A 14,277-nucleotide genomic window follows, 5' to 3' on the forward strand; every position below is an offset into this window, starting at 1 on the left:
TGGGCATGAATTGAGGTAAACTATGGCGCTATCACGAAAAATAGTGTAGAGGTGGAATCTGTTACGGCAATATAACGGAAAACGAGATAATGAAGCTTGAGGACATTGAGGTCTTTGTCGAAGCCGTGCAAATTGGCAGCCTCGCAGGCGCTGCCCGACGGCTCTCACTGAGTTCAATGGGGGCGTCCAGAAGCCTGAACAACCTCGAAACGGAGCTCAATGTAAGGCTGGTGCACCGCACCACGCGGGCACTCTCACTCACCAGCGACGGCGAGACATTTTACCCCCACGCACTGTCTTTACTGGAGGGAAGAGCCAACGCGTTGGCCGATCTTCGACCGGCAGGGAGTGCCCTTACGGGACATCTACGGATAACGGCATCGGCAGCATTTGGCAGAAAGGTTGTAGCACCGATGCTTCCCACATTTATGCTTCAACATCCCTCATTACGTGTCGATTTAGTTACCACTGATGAACAGGTGGATATTGTTGGCAAAGGGATTGATGTTGCGATACGCATCGCTCCACTGCGCGATAATCGATTGGTCGCGCGACGACTGGCTGATAACCCGCGCGTGCTTTGCGCGTCAGCGGCTTACCTGAGCGCATATGGTTCACCAAGGTCAGTCACTGATCTGATTGCTCATCATTGCCTGCCCACTATCGGCACATCGCATTGGGCCTTCCTGGGTGGTGAGAAGAATTTCAGGCAGAAGGTGTCTGGGCGCTTTTCAGCTAACTCGGTTGAAGCCATATACGAAGCCTGTGCGGGCGGCCTTGGCATCGCCAACCTCTCCCAATGGTACGTCGAACCCTTTATTGAGGCAGGCGTGATCCAGGAAGTAGTACTTGAAGATGCCAGGCCGGAACCGTTAGGTATCTGGGCCGTTTATCCAACTTCCCGGCTTGTTCCCTTAAAGGTGAGAATGTTTGTCGAAGCGCTGGAACAGCACCTCACATAACTGTTCGGACATGAAGTCACATGTAATTTGGGATCCCCCACTTACATTTCCCAATGATCATCTACCCATGAAGCAGGGCAATCATCAATTTGTACTTCCCAAACTGCCGTTGGTAATGCAGATGTTAAATGAGTAAGAGCTTTCAGCCAGTAAATAACCGACTCAACTATTATCGTTTCATCACAATAAGGAAGTTTGGTTGCCCCCTCAAGTATGTATTCTTCTGATGGCTTCCGGTAAAATGATAGCGTTTCACCTTCATTTTTATAAGGAAACCCTTGGTTAAACATGTCTGTAATGGCCAAGAGACTGACATTTTCAGCCGTTGTAATGGGTGAATTTCTTTTAGCTGAATAATAAATAGATACGCTCATGCTCTCCCCACAGAAATTCATATACTTGAATAAAAAACACAACCGCGATTTAAACCGACATCATCAGCGGGAAATTTTCCCATTTTAAATTTCATCAGCAAATCTAAGAATTTCATAATTACCATTCACTGACAATATTTTTCGTTCATCTCATTAAATGACCTAATCTGCAAGCGATACTCATCAACCAGGAACCTATCATCAATTGTGTATGCAATGGGGCGACGTGAGTATTTAACGTTCAATATCAGGTGGTAGGGCTCTGAAGAGATAAACCTGACACCTATTTTTCGGTTGATTTTTGTTCGGCCAGAAATGATTCCGCACACATAATCCGCACCCTCAAAGCGATGAGTGCTTATCTGAGAGAATGATATTGGCTTAGAGAAATCAATATCACTATCGCAAAACCCTAACATCATTTTCTTATTTCGTTCATTTGAAATGTCTTTTGCAACAAGATCTTTGAATAAAGAGCAACTTTCCGAGGAGCTTGCTACCTTTTCAAGAAAGCCAATCACATATGGCTTAATGTTTTCATACTGGAGATTCTCCTGGCCATACGATAATGGAACGATAGCGAATAGAATCAATGCTGTTAGAAAATTTCTCATGGGCTTTCTTCCGTGAACAGATATCCATGTTACATCGGCAAAAAATCATCTAACTTTAACCACCCGTGAGCACCAGTCACTTCAGGCACCTGAATTGCATTGTGCCGCTCCGTTTTGATTATTGAGGGGCACTGTATGTTTACTAATCAGCAACAGGAAACCGTCAATGTGGCTTCCTAACGGGTAAAAGTTCTTTTTACACGAACTGATGTGATGAAGTATGGAATCCAGATAAGAGCCGTTATCACATTTCTAAAAACAGGAACGAGCTCATTATATCCAATTTTAGCGCCGGGAATTAACCGGTAAAGCATATAGACATTCAGTGACATCGTCGCCACGACTGATATCAAAAAGAAAATGAAAAGCTTTGGCAACAGCTTTTTCTTCTTTAAAAAAAACGAAAGAACGGTGACTGAGAACAAGAACTCCCCGATATAAATAGCAATGGAGAGTATGAAGAATATTTTTGCATTTGCATTCAATTGCGCATAATTTTCTGTCAAAAATTTAAACGCATCTGTCATTACAAACAGATAAGAAGCAGCAGTAACGATCAATCCTATGAGGGGTAAAAACAGAAATCCGCCAATTTTCCTGAAATGCTTTTCTTCACATTCATCGCAAAACTCTCTGTCCTGAGGTATTTCCACCCCACACTTTGTGCATCCCCATTCCATATATGGACCTTAGAAATATTTATATCGTTATTATTATATTATGCGATCAGTGTCGTGGGCGCAACCGCATCGAAAGTAATGCATGCAACAATGATAATATCAGAATAAATTTGAGTTAAGGTGAATATTCACAGTGTCGGTAATCATCTTGCCGAAGGCGCTCAGATACTCGTCACCTTCTGGCAGCGCATTGTGCTAAATTTTTCGCTCCTCTTGCCGATTATGTTCCAGTACCCTGGGTGAAGCTCGTATGTTGGCAAATAGCATGTGGATTAATGAAATTCATCCTTGTGTTAACACAACATTATTGATAAATAAAAGCTATCATAAATTTTTATAGAGGGAGTTATGTCATGACACTTGAGGACAGTCTTCAACAGGAAGTTATTTCTTCTATAAAAAAATCATTAAGTTTTAATAGCTTTTATCAGAGAATCAGACCCGACATCACCGTATTTATTGCCGCAACGTCGAAACTTCCGCTAAAATAATTAGATGAGTGGGAGCGTCTTATCCGCTGGACAATTTACGCATCGGCACAGGCATCTGCAAAGCAAAATGGCGATGAAAAAAACCAGCAATTTGGTTCTCTTTCCTGGCTGGATGTATGCAATGCTGATGGTTTCAAACGGGAGAGAGCATTACGGACATTAACAGGCGGCGCACCAAACAGTTTCGTGTTCGCGTTGGCAATACGACGGCTAAATGACTGGGTTCCTCAGGTAAGGGCTGCGGCATGTGACAGGTTGCTGTTAATCGCTGAGTTAACAGATCCGGAAATCATCATAGATGTCTTATTCATTACATTTCCCTATTGGGATTCATGGGGAAGAACGGGGAGTACAGAAAAAGATATTCTGATGAAAATGGTGACATTGGAGAAAATAGCCGAAGAACTGAAAAAACGGCTGATAACATCCCCTTCAGGACCTGTTGCTACCATATTCTCTCAGGCAGGACGTAGCGAAGCGTTAGACTCTTTTCTGGGCGAAATTGCTGAGTTATCAGTTCAACCCTCCCTGCGAGCAAAAGCATATCGTTGCCAGTTTGAAGGGAAGATTGTTTGGGTTGAAGGCATGGCATGGCAGTGGATAGACAAAGTATATGGAATACAACGCCTCACTCCGGTTTTGAATGAACGCAAGATTTCCCCAACCAGGCCTTTTCTTGAAAACTTAAAAATGGCAGCAGCTGATCGCTCTCCAATGGTTCGACGCATCGCCGGTGAAATGCTAATCAGGGAGTCAAAAAATCTTGGCGAGGAGGCATGCAAATTGGCAAAGATATTGGCATCCGACAGATCGCCCTCCGTCGCCGAGCGAGGTAAGTATGCATTAGCCGATTTAGAAAAGCAGGGATAATACTCTGTCTCGCTCCATGCCAGGCGCGTTCATGCGTTGTGCCAGACCATTTCATTCTGCCGTCCGGCAAGCGCCGTGTTGAAAAAGTTATGTGGTTCGGTAACCAAGATATTCAGTAAACTGTTTCACCGCCCGAGAGATTGTGTTTCTGTTTCTGAAAGCCAGCCCGATACGGCGGTAAGGTGCTATGTCTATCTCCCGGGTAATAGCCTTTACTTATTAACGCCTGGAGTAGTCTCAGAATTTTCGACCTTTGCTTTTACGGCCATTAATGTCCTCTTGCGGATCCAACCACTTCCTGCACGGATTGCCAGCCAGTAAGCAGCCATTCTGCACTGCGTGGCCAGGTCCGGACAGTAGATGAACGTTTCTGTACAAAGCTCATGCTGGCCTGCCATAAGCTGCCTTACCCGATAACGCAGCAGCAGCTTTGCGCTACCCGGTTCGACTGCCTGCTGATAAGCACTGGCATCCGGCACCGGTTCCAGGCCGAAATCTGCCCGCCAAAATTGCCCCCTTAAGCCAAAGCACAGCTCAGATGCGGAGCTGACTAAAGGGGTAAAACTGTGCAGCCCAAAGCTGTTAAAGGCTTCATCAGGCGGATGAGATCGGAGCTTTTGCGGAAACTGTCGTACCGACATTAATGCCCGAATCACTCTATCCTGCCGAATATCAAATTCTGCCACTGCCGACAGGATTTTTTCCGGGACGGGAGTATGAATGACAGCCAGATGTTTTTCATGAAACTGGAATTCAGGCAGGTAAAAAGGAACATCTCGCCATTCAGCCAGCGCTTTACGTGTAACAAATCCCGTCTTTAACATGCTGAAATCCCTTTATTCCGCAATATCGGTACTACTTGAATCGTAATAACTCTGCTTCACGCCATTGTTCCCATCGAGCCCTGAGAACCGTTCTATCCATGCCTGTGTATTCATCCAGCCTAACCACACTGATTAATCGGTCGGTACGAAAATGTCGAAAATCCTTTTTATTTTCACACCAGGCAATCAGAAGGCAATGAGTAAGATCATATCCAAGCACAACCGGCCAGACGACCCTTTTAGAGACCTTTCCTTCAGCCGAGCGGTACTCAAGCAGCAGTTTTTTACTGTCGCGAATGGCGGCCCGGATTTGGCGCGTGTCGGTTTTATTCGCGCCAGTTTCCTCCGGTTTAACCGCCACCGCAGAATGATGTAAAAACTGCATCATCTTTCCGGGGATTACTGATGCTATCTTCGACAAAACATCGTTTGCATTGTTGGCAAGGGTGGCATCTGGCAATCGTTGCACCAGCTGAACGCCAAGACAAACTGCTTCAAGTTCCTCTGCGGTGAACATTAACGGGGGGAGATCGTAATATTCACTGAGCCTGTATCCCGTGCCAGCCTCTCCTTCGACCGGTACACGTTGACCTGCCAAATCCGCCATATCCCGATAAATGGTGCGTTTAGAAACCTCAAGTTCCTCTGCAAGCCTGGCGGCGGTTACCGGAAGTTTTGTCCGTCGAAGCATCTGGATGATCTGAAAAAGCCGATCTGCACGCCGCATTTTTTTGTCCCTGTTGCCACCACGTTGTCAGCAGACCTGAACGATGATGCTCCCGGAGGCTGTACTTCTTGCAGCCAGGAGGAATCAACCGTGAAATTAGTATCAATACGTCTTATCGTACAAGACATCAAAGAAGTTGTTAATTTCTATGAAGTAGTTACGGGTTATCAGGCTGAATGGCATGCCCCGGTGTTCGCTGAAATCATCACTCCGGTGGCCGTTATCGCGATAGGGAGCGTGGAAACGGTCGCGTTGTTCAAAGAAGATTGCGCCCGGCCAGCCTGCAACCAATCCGCCATTATTGAATTTATGGTCAGGGATATTGATAAGGAGTTTATGAGATTGAAGGAATATGGTCTGGAGTTTGTCCATCCACCTAAAAATATGCCTTGGGGGAACAGAACCCTGCAAATTCGCGATCCTGAAGGAACGCTGGTATCACTTTTTACCCCGATGACACCAGCTGCCATCAATCGCTTTCAACGATGACGACATGCCCGTTTCTATTCAGGGCTACGCGGCCCTGAATGCTGGCCGCTTCATTTCACTCGGTCGTCAGCGGCTATTTTTGCCACGAAGGTAAATATCAGGTCGGGTAATGGTCCACGCATAGTTTTCTTTATTGACGGGTTCATAGCCAAACTTTTCATAGAGCCAAGGCGCGGTTGTTGTGAACAACATGATCCGGCGAAGTTTTTCAAAAACCGGGTGGCGATGAATACACTCCATAAGCCATCTTCCAAGCCCATCTCCCTGATATTCCTCTAATACGTACACATCGCAGAGGTAAGCGAAGGTCGCATAGTCCGTTATCAGACGAGCAAAGCCTATTTGGGCTTCATTGTGATAAATACCAAAGTTCAGGCTGTTCTTTGTTGAAGCAGTAACGGTTTCAACATCGATTCCTTTAGCCCATGTGGATCTCGTCAGGTAATTGTGTACAGCCGGTATGTCTAGCTTTTCGCTGTCTGTACTTACCAGATAATTCTTTTCTCGCCATTCATAAATCGCTGAAATGCTCATTTTTATACCTGTCCAATGGTCAGGGAGAATTTTTTCTTTTGATTCAAGCAATGCAACCAGGCAGGGATCGATACTCTGGCCCGCTTTTGCGCACAGTTGCCCGGAGGTGTTGTCACAGGCAGCATCATGACAGAAGCGGACGTGGCGGGTTCTATTTCTTCTTGTTAAGCATCGACTTTAAATCGGCAAAGGGATTATAGGTTGCAGCGCCAACATCCTTTTGGGCATCCTCCCCCGCCACAACGCTTGTGCCGTAAAGGTCAGCTTCGGTGTACTTTGAGTGTTCGTGGTCATGACAATACAGACACAACAACTCCCAGTTGCTACCATCCTCTGGGTTATTGGTGTGGTCGTGATCGATATGGTGAACCGTTAATTCGCGTAAGTTTGAATAAACAAACTCTCGTGAACATCGTCCACACACCCAAGGATAGATTTTTAATGCTTTCTCACGGTAACCGCTTTCGAGCCGCGCGTAGTTCTTCGGGATCAGGGCCATTGCTAATGCCTCCGGCTGTAAAGATAAAATTTTATAAATTCTATCATGGAACAGAGGGCGGCAGGTTGCTGTAGTACGCTTCACACCCTGAGACACGCAACGCGTGTTTTATTGCTTTGGCTTTTCGCGTGTCAGTCGTCGAATCATAAAAACAGCAGCTGCAAAGACCGATCAAATGACTGGCGCGAATCACGGTAGTTTAAATCCCAGAGATTTATGATGATTATCTCTTTTGGTGGCGACGCATAGTGAAGGCACAACACCGAAGCAGTCTGTTCGTTGCACTTCTCTCACCACCAAGTTATCCACAATCAAAGTGCATATCCCGCTCAATAGCCTGTGTATAAAAGCGTGCTTGCCAGATGGGCAGCCTCGTGAGCAAATGGGGGTTAATTATTAATCAGCAGACAGGGAAGTATCACCCTTAGTACAGAGCCATGACAGGAGTCAGCGCTGCATCGTGATATTTTTTACATTGTCGGTCGCCCGGTTATTCAATTTTACTCATTTGCCATGCTTGATGGCTTAGAGCAAACAGGAGACTCGGTGGCGCATTTTCAACATCATAAATGTCCCTGACAAACTTGAGACCTGATTTTTTGAGTACATTTTGAGATACAACATGGTGGGGCCTGACAATAGCGGCTATTTCAGCCAGGTTAAGCTCAGTAAAACCATGTTTTAGGGTAAAGCGCGCAAACTCCGTCGCATAACCTTTACCCCACGCGGCGGTTTCGAAGCGATAACCCAGATTGTTGACAGAAATATCAGCATATCTCCGAATACTCAGGCCACCAAACCCTATGATTCTTTGAGGATATTGCTTCTCGGTTATCGCCCACATCCCAAATCCATAGTCTGTCCAATGCGTTAACCATCGAGCCAGAACAGATTCCGCATATTCCCTGTCAGGATAAGGGCCTGCTGGATTGAAGGTGTTAGTCGCCGGGTCTCCGTAAATGCGAAAGAGATCCTCAACATCCCTTTGCCCTATTGGCCGCAGAGACAAACGGTCAGTTTCTGATGACATAAAATACTCCTTTTTATTTTTGTCATTCTATCGATGAGTAATGACTATCAGATTAAAACCTTACAGCAAGGATTTATCATACTGTTTCTTGGCCTATTACATCATCACATCAGACTGTTGATCACTCCCGGATAAAACCTGAGCTTTTTTTGTTTCAGATTCAGTGTTATGTGATGTCAATCATAAGACTGACGCGGAAGCGAGTTTCTCTATGTTGGCAGCGACATACTTTATCTTTCACCGGATTCCTTCAGATAACGTACCGCCCTATCGGTACTGAGATGAGGGAAGTGCAATGGATAAGCTGTTATACGGTGTCGCTTATTACCGTGAATATATGCCGGTAGAAAGACTGGATGAAGACATCCGTCTGATGAAAGCGGCGGGGATCAACGTAGTACGCATTGCTGAAAGCACCTGGAGCAGTTATGAGCGCCGGGATGGGGAGTTCGATTTCTCCGCTGTACTGACCGTGCTGGAACGCATGCACGCAAACCAGATTGCCGTCATTATCGGCACCCCCACTTACGCCATTCCTGCCTGGCTTGCTAAAAAGCACCCTTCCGTAATGGCGACGACACCGCAGGGTGTGAATAAATACGGTCATCGCCAGAAAATGGACATCACCAGCCCAATCTACCTGCGCTACGCCGAACGCATCATTCGCGCATTGCTCGCCGCAACAGCGCACCATCCTGCGGTGATCGGATATCAGATAGACAACGAAACCAAGTACTACGACACCTGCGGTGCACATGTGCAGCGTGATTTTGTCGAGCATCTGAAGCAACGTTTCGGCGGTGATCTGGAAAAACTCAATGCGGAGTATGGCCTGAATTACTGGAGCAACCGTATCGATGCCTGGGAGGATTTCCCGCCGCTGGAAAGCACCATCAATGCCAGTCTGGGTGCTGCCTTTCAACAATATCAGCGCAGTCTGGTCACCGACTTTCTCGCCTGGCAGGCAAGGTTGGTCAGTGAATATCGACTGGCAGACCAGTTCATTACGCACAACTTTGATTTCGAATGGCGGACCTGGTCCTTTGGTGTGCGGGGCGAGGTCGATCACTTTTCCGCATCATCAGCTCTCGATATCACCGGTGTGGATATTTATCACCCCAGCCAGCATCAGCTTACCGGAGCAGAAATTGCTTTCTGCGGGGATATTGCGCGCACCACCAAGGACAAAAACTATCTGGTGCTCGAGACTCAGGCTCAGGCATTCAAAAACTGGACACCTTATCCTGGGCAATTGCGACAACAGGCTTTCAGCCACATCGCCTCGGGTGCAGCCATGGTCGGATACTGGCACTGGCATTCGTTGCACAACGCTTGTGAGACCTACTGGAAAGGATTGCTCAGTCATGACCTGGAACCTAATCCCGTGTATGACGAGGCCAGAGAAGTTGGACTGGCACTGGCACGTCTGTCTCCGCAGCTTGCCGGGCTGAAAAAGCAAAACCGGGTAGCATTGCTGGTAAGTAATGACTCACTTACCGCCGTGGACTGGCATCCATGGCAGGGGCATCAGTTCGGACGTCATAAAGAGCATCAATATAACGACCTGATTCGCAGCTACTATGACACCCTCTATCGACAAAATATTGAAGTCGATATTCTGACCGTCGATGACCCACGCCTGTCCCGATATGAGCTGCTGATCGCTCCCCTGCTCTATGCCGTTGCTGATGACTCACTGCATCGGTTAAATCAATTCGTCGCTGACGGTGGCCATATTCTCTATTCGTTCAAATCCGGCTTTGCCAATGAACATCTCAAGGTACGGCATCAGCGCCAGCCATCAATCATTCGTGAAACATTGGGGGCCAGCTACCAGCTGTTTGTCGAACCACACGATGTCACCCTGCATTCAGACATTCTGGATATCCCGCCTGCATCCGCTGCGGTCAGTCACTGGATGGAGTTACTGGAAGTCGAGAGTGCGGATACCGAAATCTGGGCACGCTATCAACACCCCTACTGGAACAAATACGCCGCCATTGTGCATAAGCGCCACGGTTCAGGTACGGCAACCTATATTGGCTGCGATACCAGCGAGGCTGTGCTGGAAAGCGTACTGACCCACTTACAGCACAGGATCGAACTGCGCACCGGAGCTGACCCGTTGCGTTTTCCGCTGATTGTAAAACGCACCATCAACCGCGCTGGCAATACGATGCTGTTTTATTTCAACTATTCCAGTGAGCCACAGGACATTACTTTAACCTTCAGCAGAGGTCGGGAGTTGCTGAGTGACAGACGCTATCAGCAGGGCAATACGTTGACCCTGGCTGACTGGGATGTGGCAATTATTGAACTGGAGAACCTGTGATGGCACAACCTACTGCTCATGAAGATTTGCAGCGTATTGGCATTCGCGAACGGTTGGCTTTCGGTGTCGGCGACTATGGCACAAACCTGACTTACACGCTGATGGTCACTTTCCTGGCGTTTTTCTACACCGACGTAGTGGGTATGCCTGCCCTGCTGATTGGTTCGTTGATGTTCTTTGCTCGCGTACTGGATGGCATCATCTGTATTTTTGTTGGTATCCGGATTGATAAAACGCGTTCGAAGATGGGAAAAGCTCGTCCGTGGGTGCTCTGGACCGCCATCCCCTTTGGCCTGTCAGCATTTTTAATGGCAACGGTCCCGGACGTTAGCTATGGCCTGAAAGTCACCTGGGTTTGTATAACCTACCTGATGGCCAATATTTTCTTCACGGCAAACAACATCGCTTACGGGTCACTGCTGGCGTTAATCACGCGCGACAACTATCAGCGCGGCATTCTCAGTGTGTTCCGTAAGGGGCTTTCGACCTGTGGTTCTCTGACGGTGGGCGTTTTCACCCTGCCACTGGTTGCGTTCTTCGGTAATGGAAAAACGTCCTGGATAATCGTGTTCGCTATTCTGGGTTTTTTCACGGCGTTTTTCCTGCTGTTGACGGCACTGGGTACGCGTGAGCGCGTGGAGCCTGTAAGTCGGGATAACAGTAAGCGGATCAACGCGCGGCAGGTCATGCATTCAATGATGGCGAATCGCTACTGGATAATTATTTTCTTCTATCTGCTGATTACCTTCACCAGCCTGACGGCGCTCTCCGCCGTGGGAGTGTATTACTCGAAGTATATTTTGTCCGACGTCTCACTGATTGCTTATATCAGCATGGCGCAGTACATACCGGGTCTGCTCACCCTGATGATTATTCCGGTTCTGCTAAAAAAACTGGGCAAGCGACGTCTGGCCGTTCTTGGATTGCTGATCTGTTGCGTGGCCTACCTGATTCCGTTATTCAACAAACAGGACGCGCTTTTTGTCATCATATCCACGGCCATTCGTAGCATTGGCTTCTGTGGCATTGGCGCTACCATGTTTGCGTTATTGGCCGATACCATCGATTACGGAGAATGGCGCACCGGCTTACGTATAGAAGGAATCCTGTTTAGCGCGGGTACACTGGGGCAGACGCTGGGGATGGGGCTTGGTACTGCCAGCGTAGGATGGATATTGGGTGCCGCTGGTTTTGTCAGTGGCGGTACAACTGCTCAGTCGGCAACTGTCATCCAGACTATCGAGTTTTTGTTCATCTTCTTTCCCCTGTTGCTGGCTGCCATCAATCTTGTCCTGCTGTGGTTTTATAAGCTGGATGATTTTTACGAAACGGTTGCTCATGACTTATCTGCTGGTCGTTACCAACAGGTTGATGGACCGGCGGTTTCACCAGCAAGGGATAGATTACAAAGTCAGGAGTGAGCTTCACCGCAAATCTGGCAGGCAGCGCCAGTCTGCGGCAGGCGTTGCCGTTATACTTCCCGCAATTTAATGATCGGACGGGTGATGATGGCTGAGCTGAGCGATACAGAAATGGTGAACTTCTCTCCCCTGATGAAGCGTTTCACCTTTAACGCATTTATGGTGTCTGGGTTTACACCGATAAGTCCCGGCAGCCGGCTCGACTTTTTCATTCACCGTCCCGAAGGCATGAAAGGATACATGCTCAACCTGACACTTAAAGGTGCAGGTGTTATTCGCCATGCCGAGGGTGAGTTTCATTGCGTTGCCGATGAGATGTTGTTATTCCCGCCGGGCGTTCTTCACCATTATGGTCGGGCTAAGGAAAGCCCTGCCTGGGATCATTTATGGATTTATTTCATCCCACGCCCTTACTGGATTGACTGGCTGCACTGGGATCGTACGGAAGGGAATATTGGCCGTATGCAACTCACCCGTTCGGCTGACAGCCAGCAGGTAGCGAACCAGTTCAAGGACGTGATTCGCTGGAATGCTGCATCAGAACCTCTTTCTGAAGCAATGGCAATGAACACACTGGAACGCATTATCCTGGAGTTATTCCAGCGTCAGCCTGCCAGTAACCACCATAATCGTGATCCCCGCATTCAGACGGTATGCCATTACCTGAATGAGCATCTGGCGGAAGATGTTCGAATCGAAGATTTGGCTCGGATGACGTTCCTCTCCTCTTCCCGACTGACTCATATCTTCCGAAAGGAAATGGGGAATACTATCTTTGGCTGGCGTGAAAATCAGCGCATCTCTCGTGCCTGTGATTTGTTGCAACAGACGCAGCTTTCGATCACACAGATTGCCCGCGCGGTCGGTTATGAAGATCCACTCTATTTTTCTCGTATCTTCAGCCAGCATCGGCACCTCAGTCCGCGCGAGTATCGTAAGAAATTTGAGCGCATACCACTCTTCTAGTCCTGGCGAATCGCGCGCCATCCCGCTTCTTGCGTGTCACTTTCCGGGGGCGATTTCTTGATTCAATGACATGTACTCATTTATTGGAGCCTCTGAGTTTTGGTTAAGTCCCCTCCCCTCTCTTCTTTTGAAAGTACAGGTTGAGACACACATCATACGCGCTGTTGTATGAGCCATTGACGTATCCGTCATAAACCGCTCCATTATAAATAACATAAATTCAATAAGTTAATCTCACTCCGCTTCCGAATAACGTTGTCAACTTTACCAATGGCACGGACCCAAAACACACAAATACTCATTTACTCATATGTTACTAAACGTATTTACACATTAACTCATATGTGTTTTACTTCATAAGAGTCATTACTCATATGAAACTTTGAGGATTTGCGCATGAAGATTATTTCTTTCCTGAACCCAAAAGGTGGCTCTGGAAAAACCACTGTTACCATTAACGTCAGCAGTTGCCTTGCAGCCAGTGGTAAAAGAGTTGCGGTAGTCGATACTGACCCACAGATGAGTCTGACTAACTGGAACAGGAATGAAAAAGCCCGGTTTGATGTCTACACCGCCTCTTCCGAAAAAGATGTCTACCAGGTACGTAAAGAACTAAGTGAGTATGACTACGTCATTATTGATGGTGCGGGTTCTCTTTCTGTCATTACTTCTGCGGCAGTGATGGTCAGTGACCTGATAATTATTCCTGTGACGCCAAGCCCACTGGATTTTTCCGCGTCAGGTTCAGTTGTCACTGTACTTGAAGCGCAGGCTTATAACCGCCCGGTTGAAGCTCGTTTCCTGATTACGCGTAAGATTGAGCAAGCGAAAATGCTCAGCGTCCTTAAAGACAGCATTGCCCAAACCGGCATTAAGGCCCTCAAGACAGCGATCAACCAACGACAGAGTTACGTCAAATCTGTGCTTGATGGGGATAGTGTGTTTGAGACATCTGATGGCGCAGCAAAAGGCGAAATCCAAATCCTGACCAGAGAGATAGAAGCATTTTTCGAGTAATCACTAAATGAGTTAATACTCATACACACTTATACTCATATGGGTATATACTCATTTAAGTAAAATGACTTTTACACAAATACTCATTCAGAAGGATGACGATTATGGCACTACAAAAGAAGCATTCATCATCAACGATGACCTTTGGTGAACACCGTGACCTGAGTAAGATTGTCTCTGCGCCAGCACAACCAGGCTCAGATAAACAAAAGCGGGTAAACGTAAACTTCGACGAAGCCAAGCATGCTCGCTTCAAAGCGGCTTGTGCAAAGCGCGGCACGAACATTACTGTTGTTATTAATGATTTGGTAGATCAATGGCTTAGTGACAATGAGTAAATGAGCTTTTGAGCTTTTGAGCTTTTGAGCTTTTGAGCTTTTGAGCTTTTGAGCTTTTGAGCTTTTGAGCTTTTGAGCTTTTGAGCTTTTGAGCTTTTGAGCTTTTGAG

The 14,277-nt window shown here is 47.2% G+C and carries 16 protein-coding genes; 8 read left to right on the forward strand and 8 right to left on the reverse strand.

Annotated elements, in window-relative coordinates; translation table 11 throughout:
- Positions 1 to 89 precede the first annotated feature (89 nt).
- Positions 90 to 962 (forward strand): LysR family transcriptional regulator, encoded by an 873-nt coding sequence (locus L579_RS21440; RefSeq protein ID WP_021186243.1) that lies wholly within the window; start codon positions 90 to 92, stop codon positions 960 to 962.
- Positions 963 to 1,003: 41 nt separating this feature from the next.
- Here the strand turns inward: L579_RS21440 and L579_RS23470 are convergent, their stop codons facing one another.
- The 3 genes from L579_RS23470 to L579_RS21450 form a co-directional block, all read right to left on the reverse strand.
- Positions 1,004 to 1,336: a hypothetical protein gene (locus L579_RS23470; RefSeq protein ID WP_071783611.1), complete on the reverse strand. Its 333-nt coding sequence runs from the start codon at positions 1,334 to 1,336 to the stop codon at positions 1,004 to 1,006.
- A gap of 125 nt (positions 1,337 to 1,461) precedes the next feature.
- Complete coding sequence (locus L579_RS21445) at positions 1,462 to 1,950, reverse strand: hypothetical protein (protein ID WP_036627892.1); 489 nt, start codon at positions 1,948 to 1,950, stop codon at positions 1,462 to 1,464.
- A 176-nt stretch (positions 1,951 to 2,126) separates the two neighbouring features.
- The gene (locus tag L579_RS21450) at positions 2,127 to 2,630 is read right to left on the reverse strand and encodes a DUF2569 family protein (RefSeq protein ID WP_036627896.1); all 504 of its coding nucleotides are present in this window, start codon (positions 2,628 to 2,630) and stop codon (positions 2,127 to 2,129) included.
- A gap of 746 nt (positions 2,631 to 3,376) precedes the next feature.
- Between L579_RS21450 and L579_RS24245 the strand changes: the two genes are divergently transcribed.
- Positions 3,377 to 3,991 (forward strand): hypothetical protein, encoded by a 615-nt coding sequence (locus L579_RS24245; protein WP_235056633.1) that lies wholly within the window; start codon positions 3,377 to 3,379, stop codon positions 3,989 to 3,991.
- A 212-nt stretch (positions 3,992 to 4,203) separates the two neighbouring features.
- Here the strand turns inward: L579_RS24245 and L579_RS21460 are convergent, their stop codons facing one another.
- Together L579_RS21460 and L579_RS21465 are read right to left on the reverse strand one after the other, a co-directional pair.
- On the reverse strand, positions 4,204 to 4,815 hold the full coding sequence (locus tag L579_RS21460; protein ID WP_036627899.1) for a hypothetical protein: 612 nt from the start codon (positions 4,813 to 4,815) through the stop codon (positions 4,204 to 4,206).
- A 31-nt stretch (positions 4,816 to 4,846) separates the two neighbouring features.
- Positions 4,847 to 5,542 (reverse strand): helix-turn-helix transcriptional regulator, encoded by a 696-nt coding sequence (locus L579_RS21465; protein ID WP_036627901.1) that lies wholly within the window; start codon positions 5,540 to 5,542, stop codon positions 4,847 to 4,849.
- A 90-nt stretch (positions 5,543 to 5,632) separates the two neighbouring features.
- Between L579_RS21465 and L579_RS21470 the strand changes: the two genes are divergently transcribed.
- Positions 5,633 to 6,031, forward strand: coding sequence for a VOC family protein (locus L579_RS21470; RefSeq protein WP_021186245.1), 399 nt, complete (start codon positions 5,633 to 5,635; stop codon positions 6,029 to 6,031).
- A 66-nt stretch (positions 6,032 to 6,097) separates the two neighbouring features.
- On the opposite strand, the gene L579_RS21475 is transcribed toward L579_RS21470, so the two are convergent.
- From L579_RS21475 to L579_RS21485, 3 genes are all read right to left on the reverse strand, one after another.
- Complete coding sequence (locus tag L579_RS21475) at positions 6,098 to 6,565, reverse strand: GNAT family N-acetyltransferase (protein ID WP_036627902.1); 468 nt, start codon at positions 6,563 to 6,565, stop codon at positions 6,098 to 6,100.
- Between the two features lie 151 nt (positions 6,566 to 6,716).
- Complete coding sequence (gene yajD, locus L579_RS21480) at positions 6,717 to 7,064, reverse strand: HNH nuclease YajD (RefSeq protein ID WP_036627905.1); 348 nt, start codon at positions 7,062 to 7,064, stop codon at positions 6,717 to 6,719.
- 490 nt (positions 7,065 to 7,554) lie between these two features.
- Complete coding sequence (locus tag L579_RS21485) at positions 7,555 to 8,094, reverse strand: GNAT family N-acetyltransferase (RefSeq protein ID WP_036627908.1); 540 nt, start codon at positions 8,092 to 8,094, stop codon at positions 7,555 to 7,557.
- A gap of 295 nt (positions 8,095 to 8,389) precedes the next feature.
- Between L579_RS21485 and L579_RS21490 the strand changes: the two genes are divergently transcribed.
- The 5 genes from L579_RS21490 to L579_RS21510 all read left to right on the forward strand — a co-directional run bounded on the left by L579_RS21490 (position 8,390) and on the right by L579_RS21510 (position 14,168).
- On the forward strand, positions 8,390 to 10,426 hold the full coding sequence (locus L579_RS21490) for a beta-galactosidase (protein ID WP_021186246.1): 2,037 nt from the start codon (positions 8,390 to 8,392) through the stop codon (positions 10,424 to 10,426).
- Positions 10,426 to 11,847, forward strand: coding sequence for an MFS transporter (locus tag L579_RS21495; protein ID WP_021186247.1), 1,422 nt, complete (start codon positions 10,426 to 10,428; stop codon positions 11,845 to 11,847). The genes L579_RS21490 and L579_RS21495 overlap by 1 nt, the downstream gene beginning before the upstream one ends.
- A gap of 84 nt (positions 11,848 to 11,931) precedes the next feature.
- Positions 11,932 to 12,813, forward strand: coding sequence for an arabinose operon transcriptional regulator AraC (gene araC, locus L579_RS21500; RefSeq protein WP_021186248.1), 882 nt, complete (start codon positions 11,932 to 11,934; stop codon positions 12,811 to 12,813).
- 396 nt (positions 12,814 to 13,209) lie between these two features.
- Complete coding sequence (parA, locus tag L579_RS21505) at positions 13,210 to 13,830, forward strand: ParA family partition ATPase (RefSeq protein ID WP_021186249.1); 621 nt, start codon at positions 13,210 to 13,212, stop codon at positions 13,828 to 13,830.
- Positions 13,831 to 13,934: 104 nt separating this feature from the next.
- On the forward strand, positions 13,935 to 14,168 hold the full coding sequence (locus tag L579_RS21510) for a plasmid partition protein ParG (protein ID WP_021186250.1): 234 nt from the start codon (positions 13,935 to 13,937) through the stop codon (positions 14,166 to 14,168).
- The last annotated feature ends 109 nt before the right edge of the window (positions 14,169 to 14,277 follow it).

The sequence above is a fragment of the Pantoea sp. AS-PWVM4 genome (genome assembly GCF_000468095.1).
Classification (GTDB): domain Bacteria; phylum Pseudomonadota; class Gammaproteobacteria; order Enterobacterales; family Enterobacteriaceae; genus Pantoea; species Pantoea phytobeneficialis.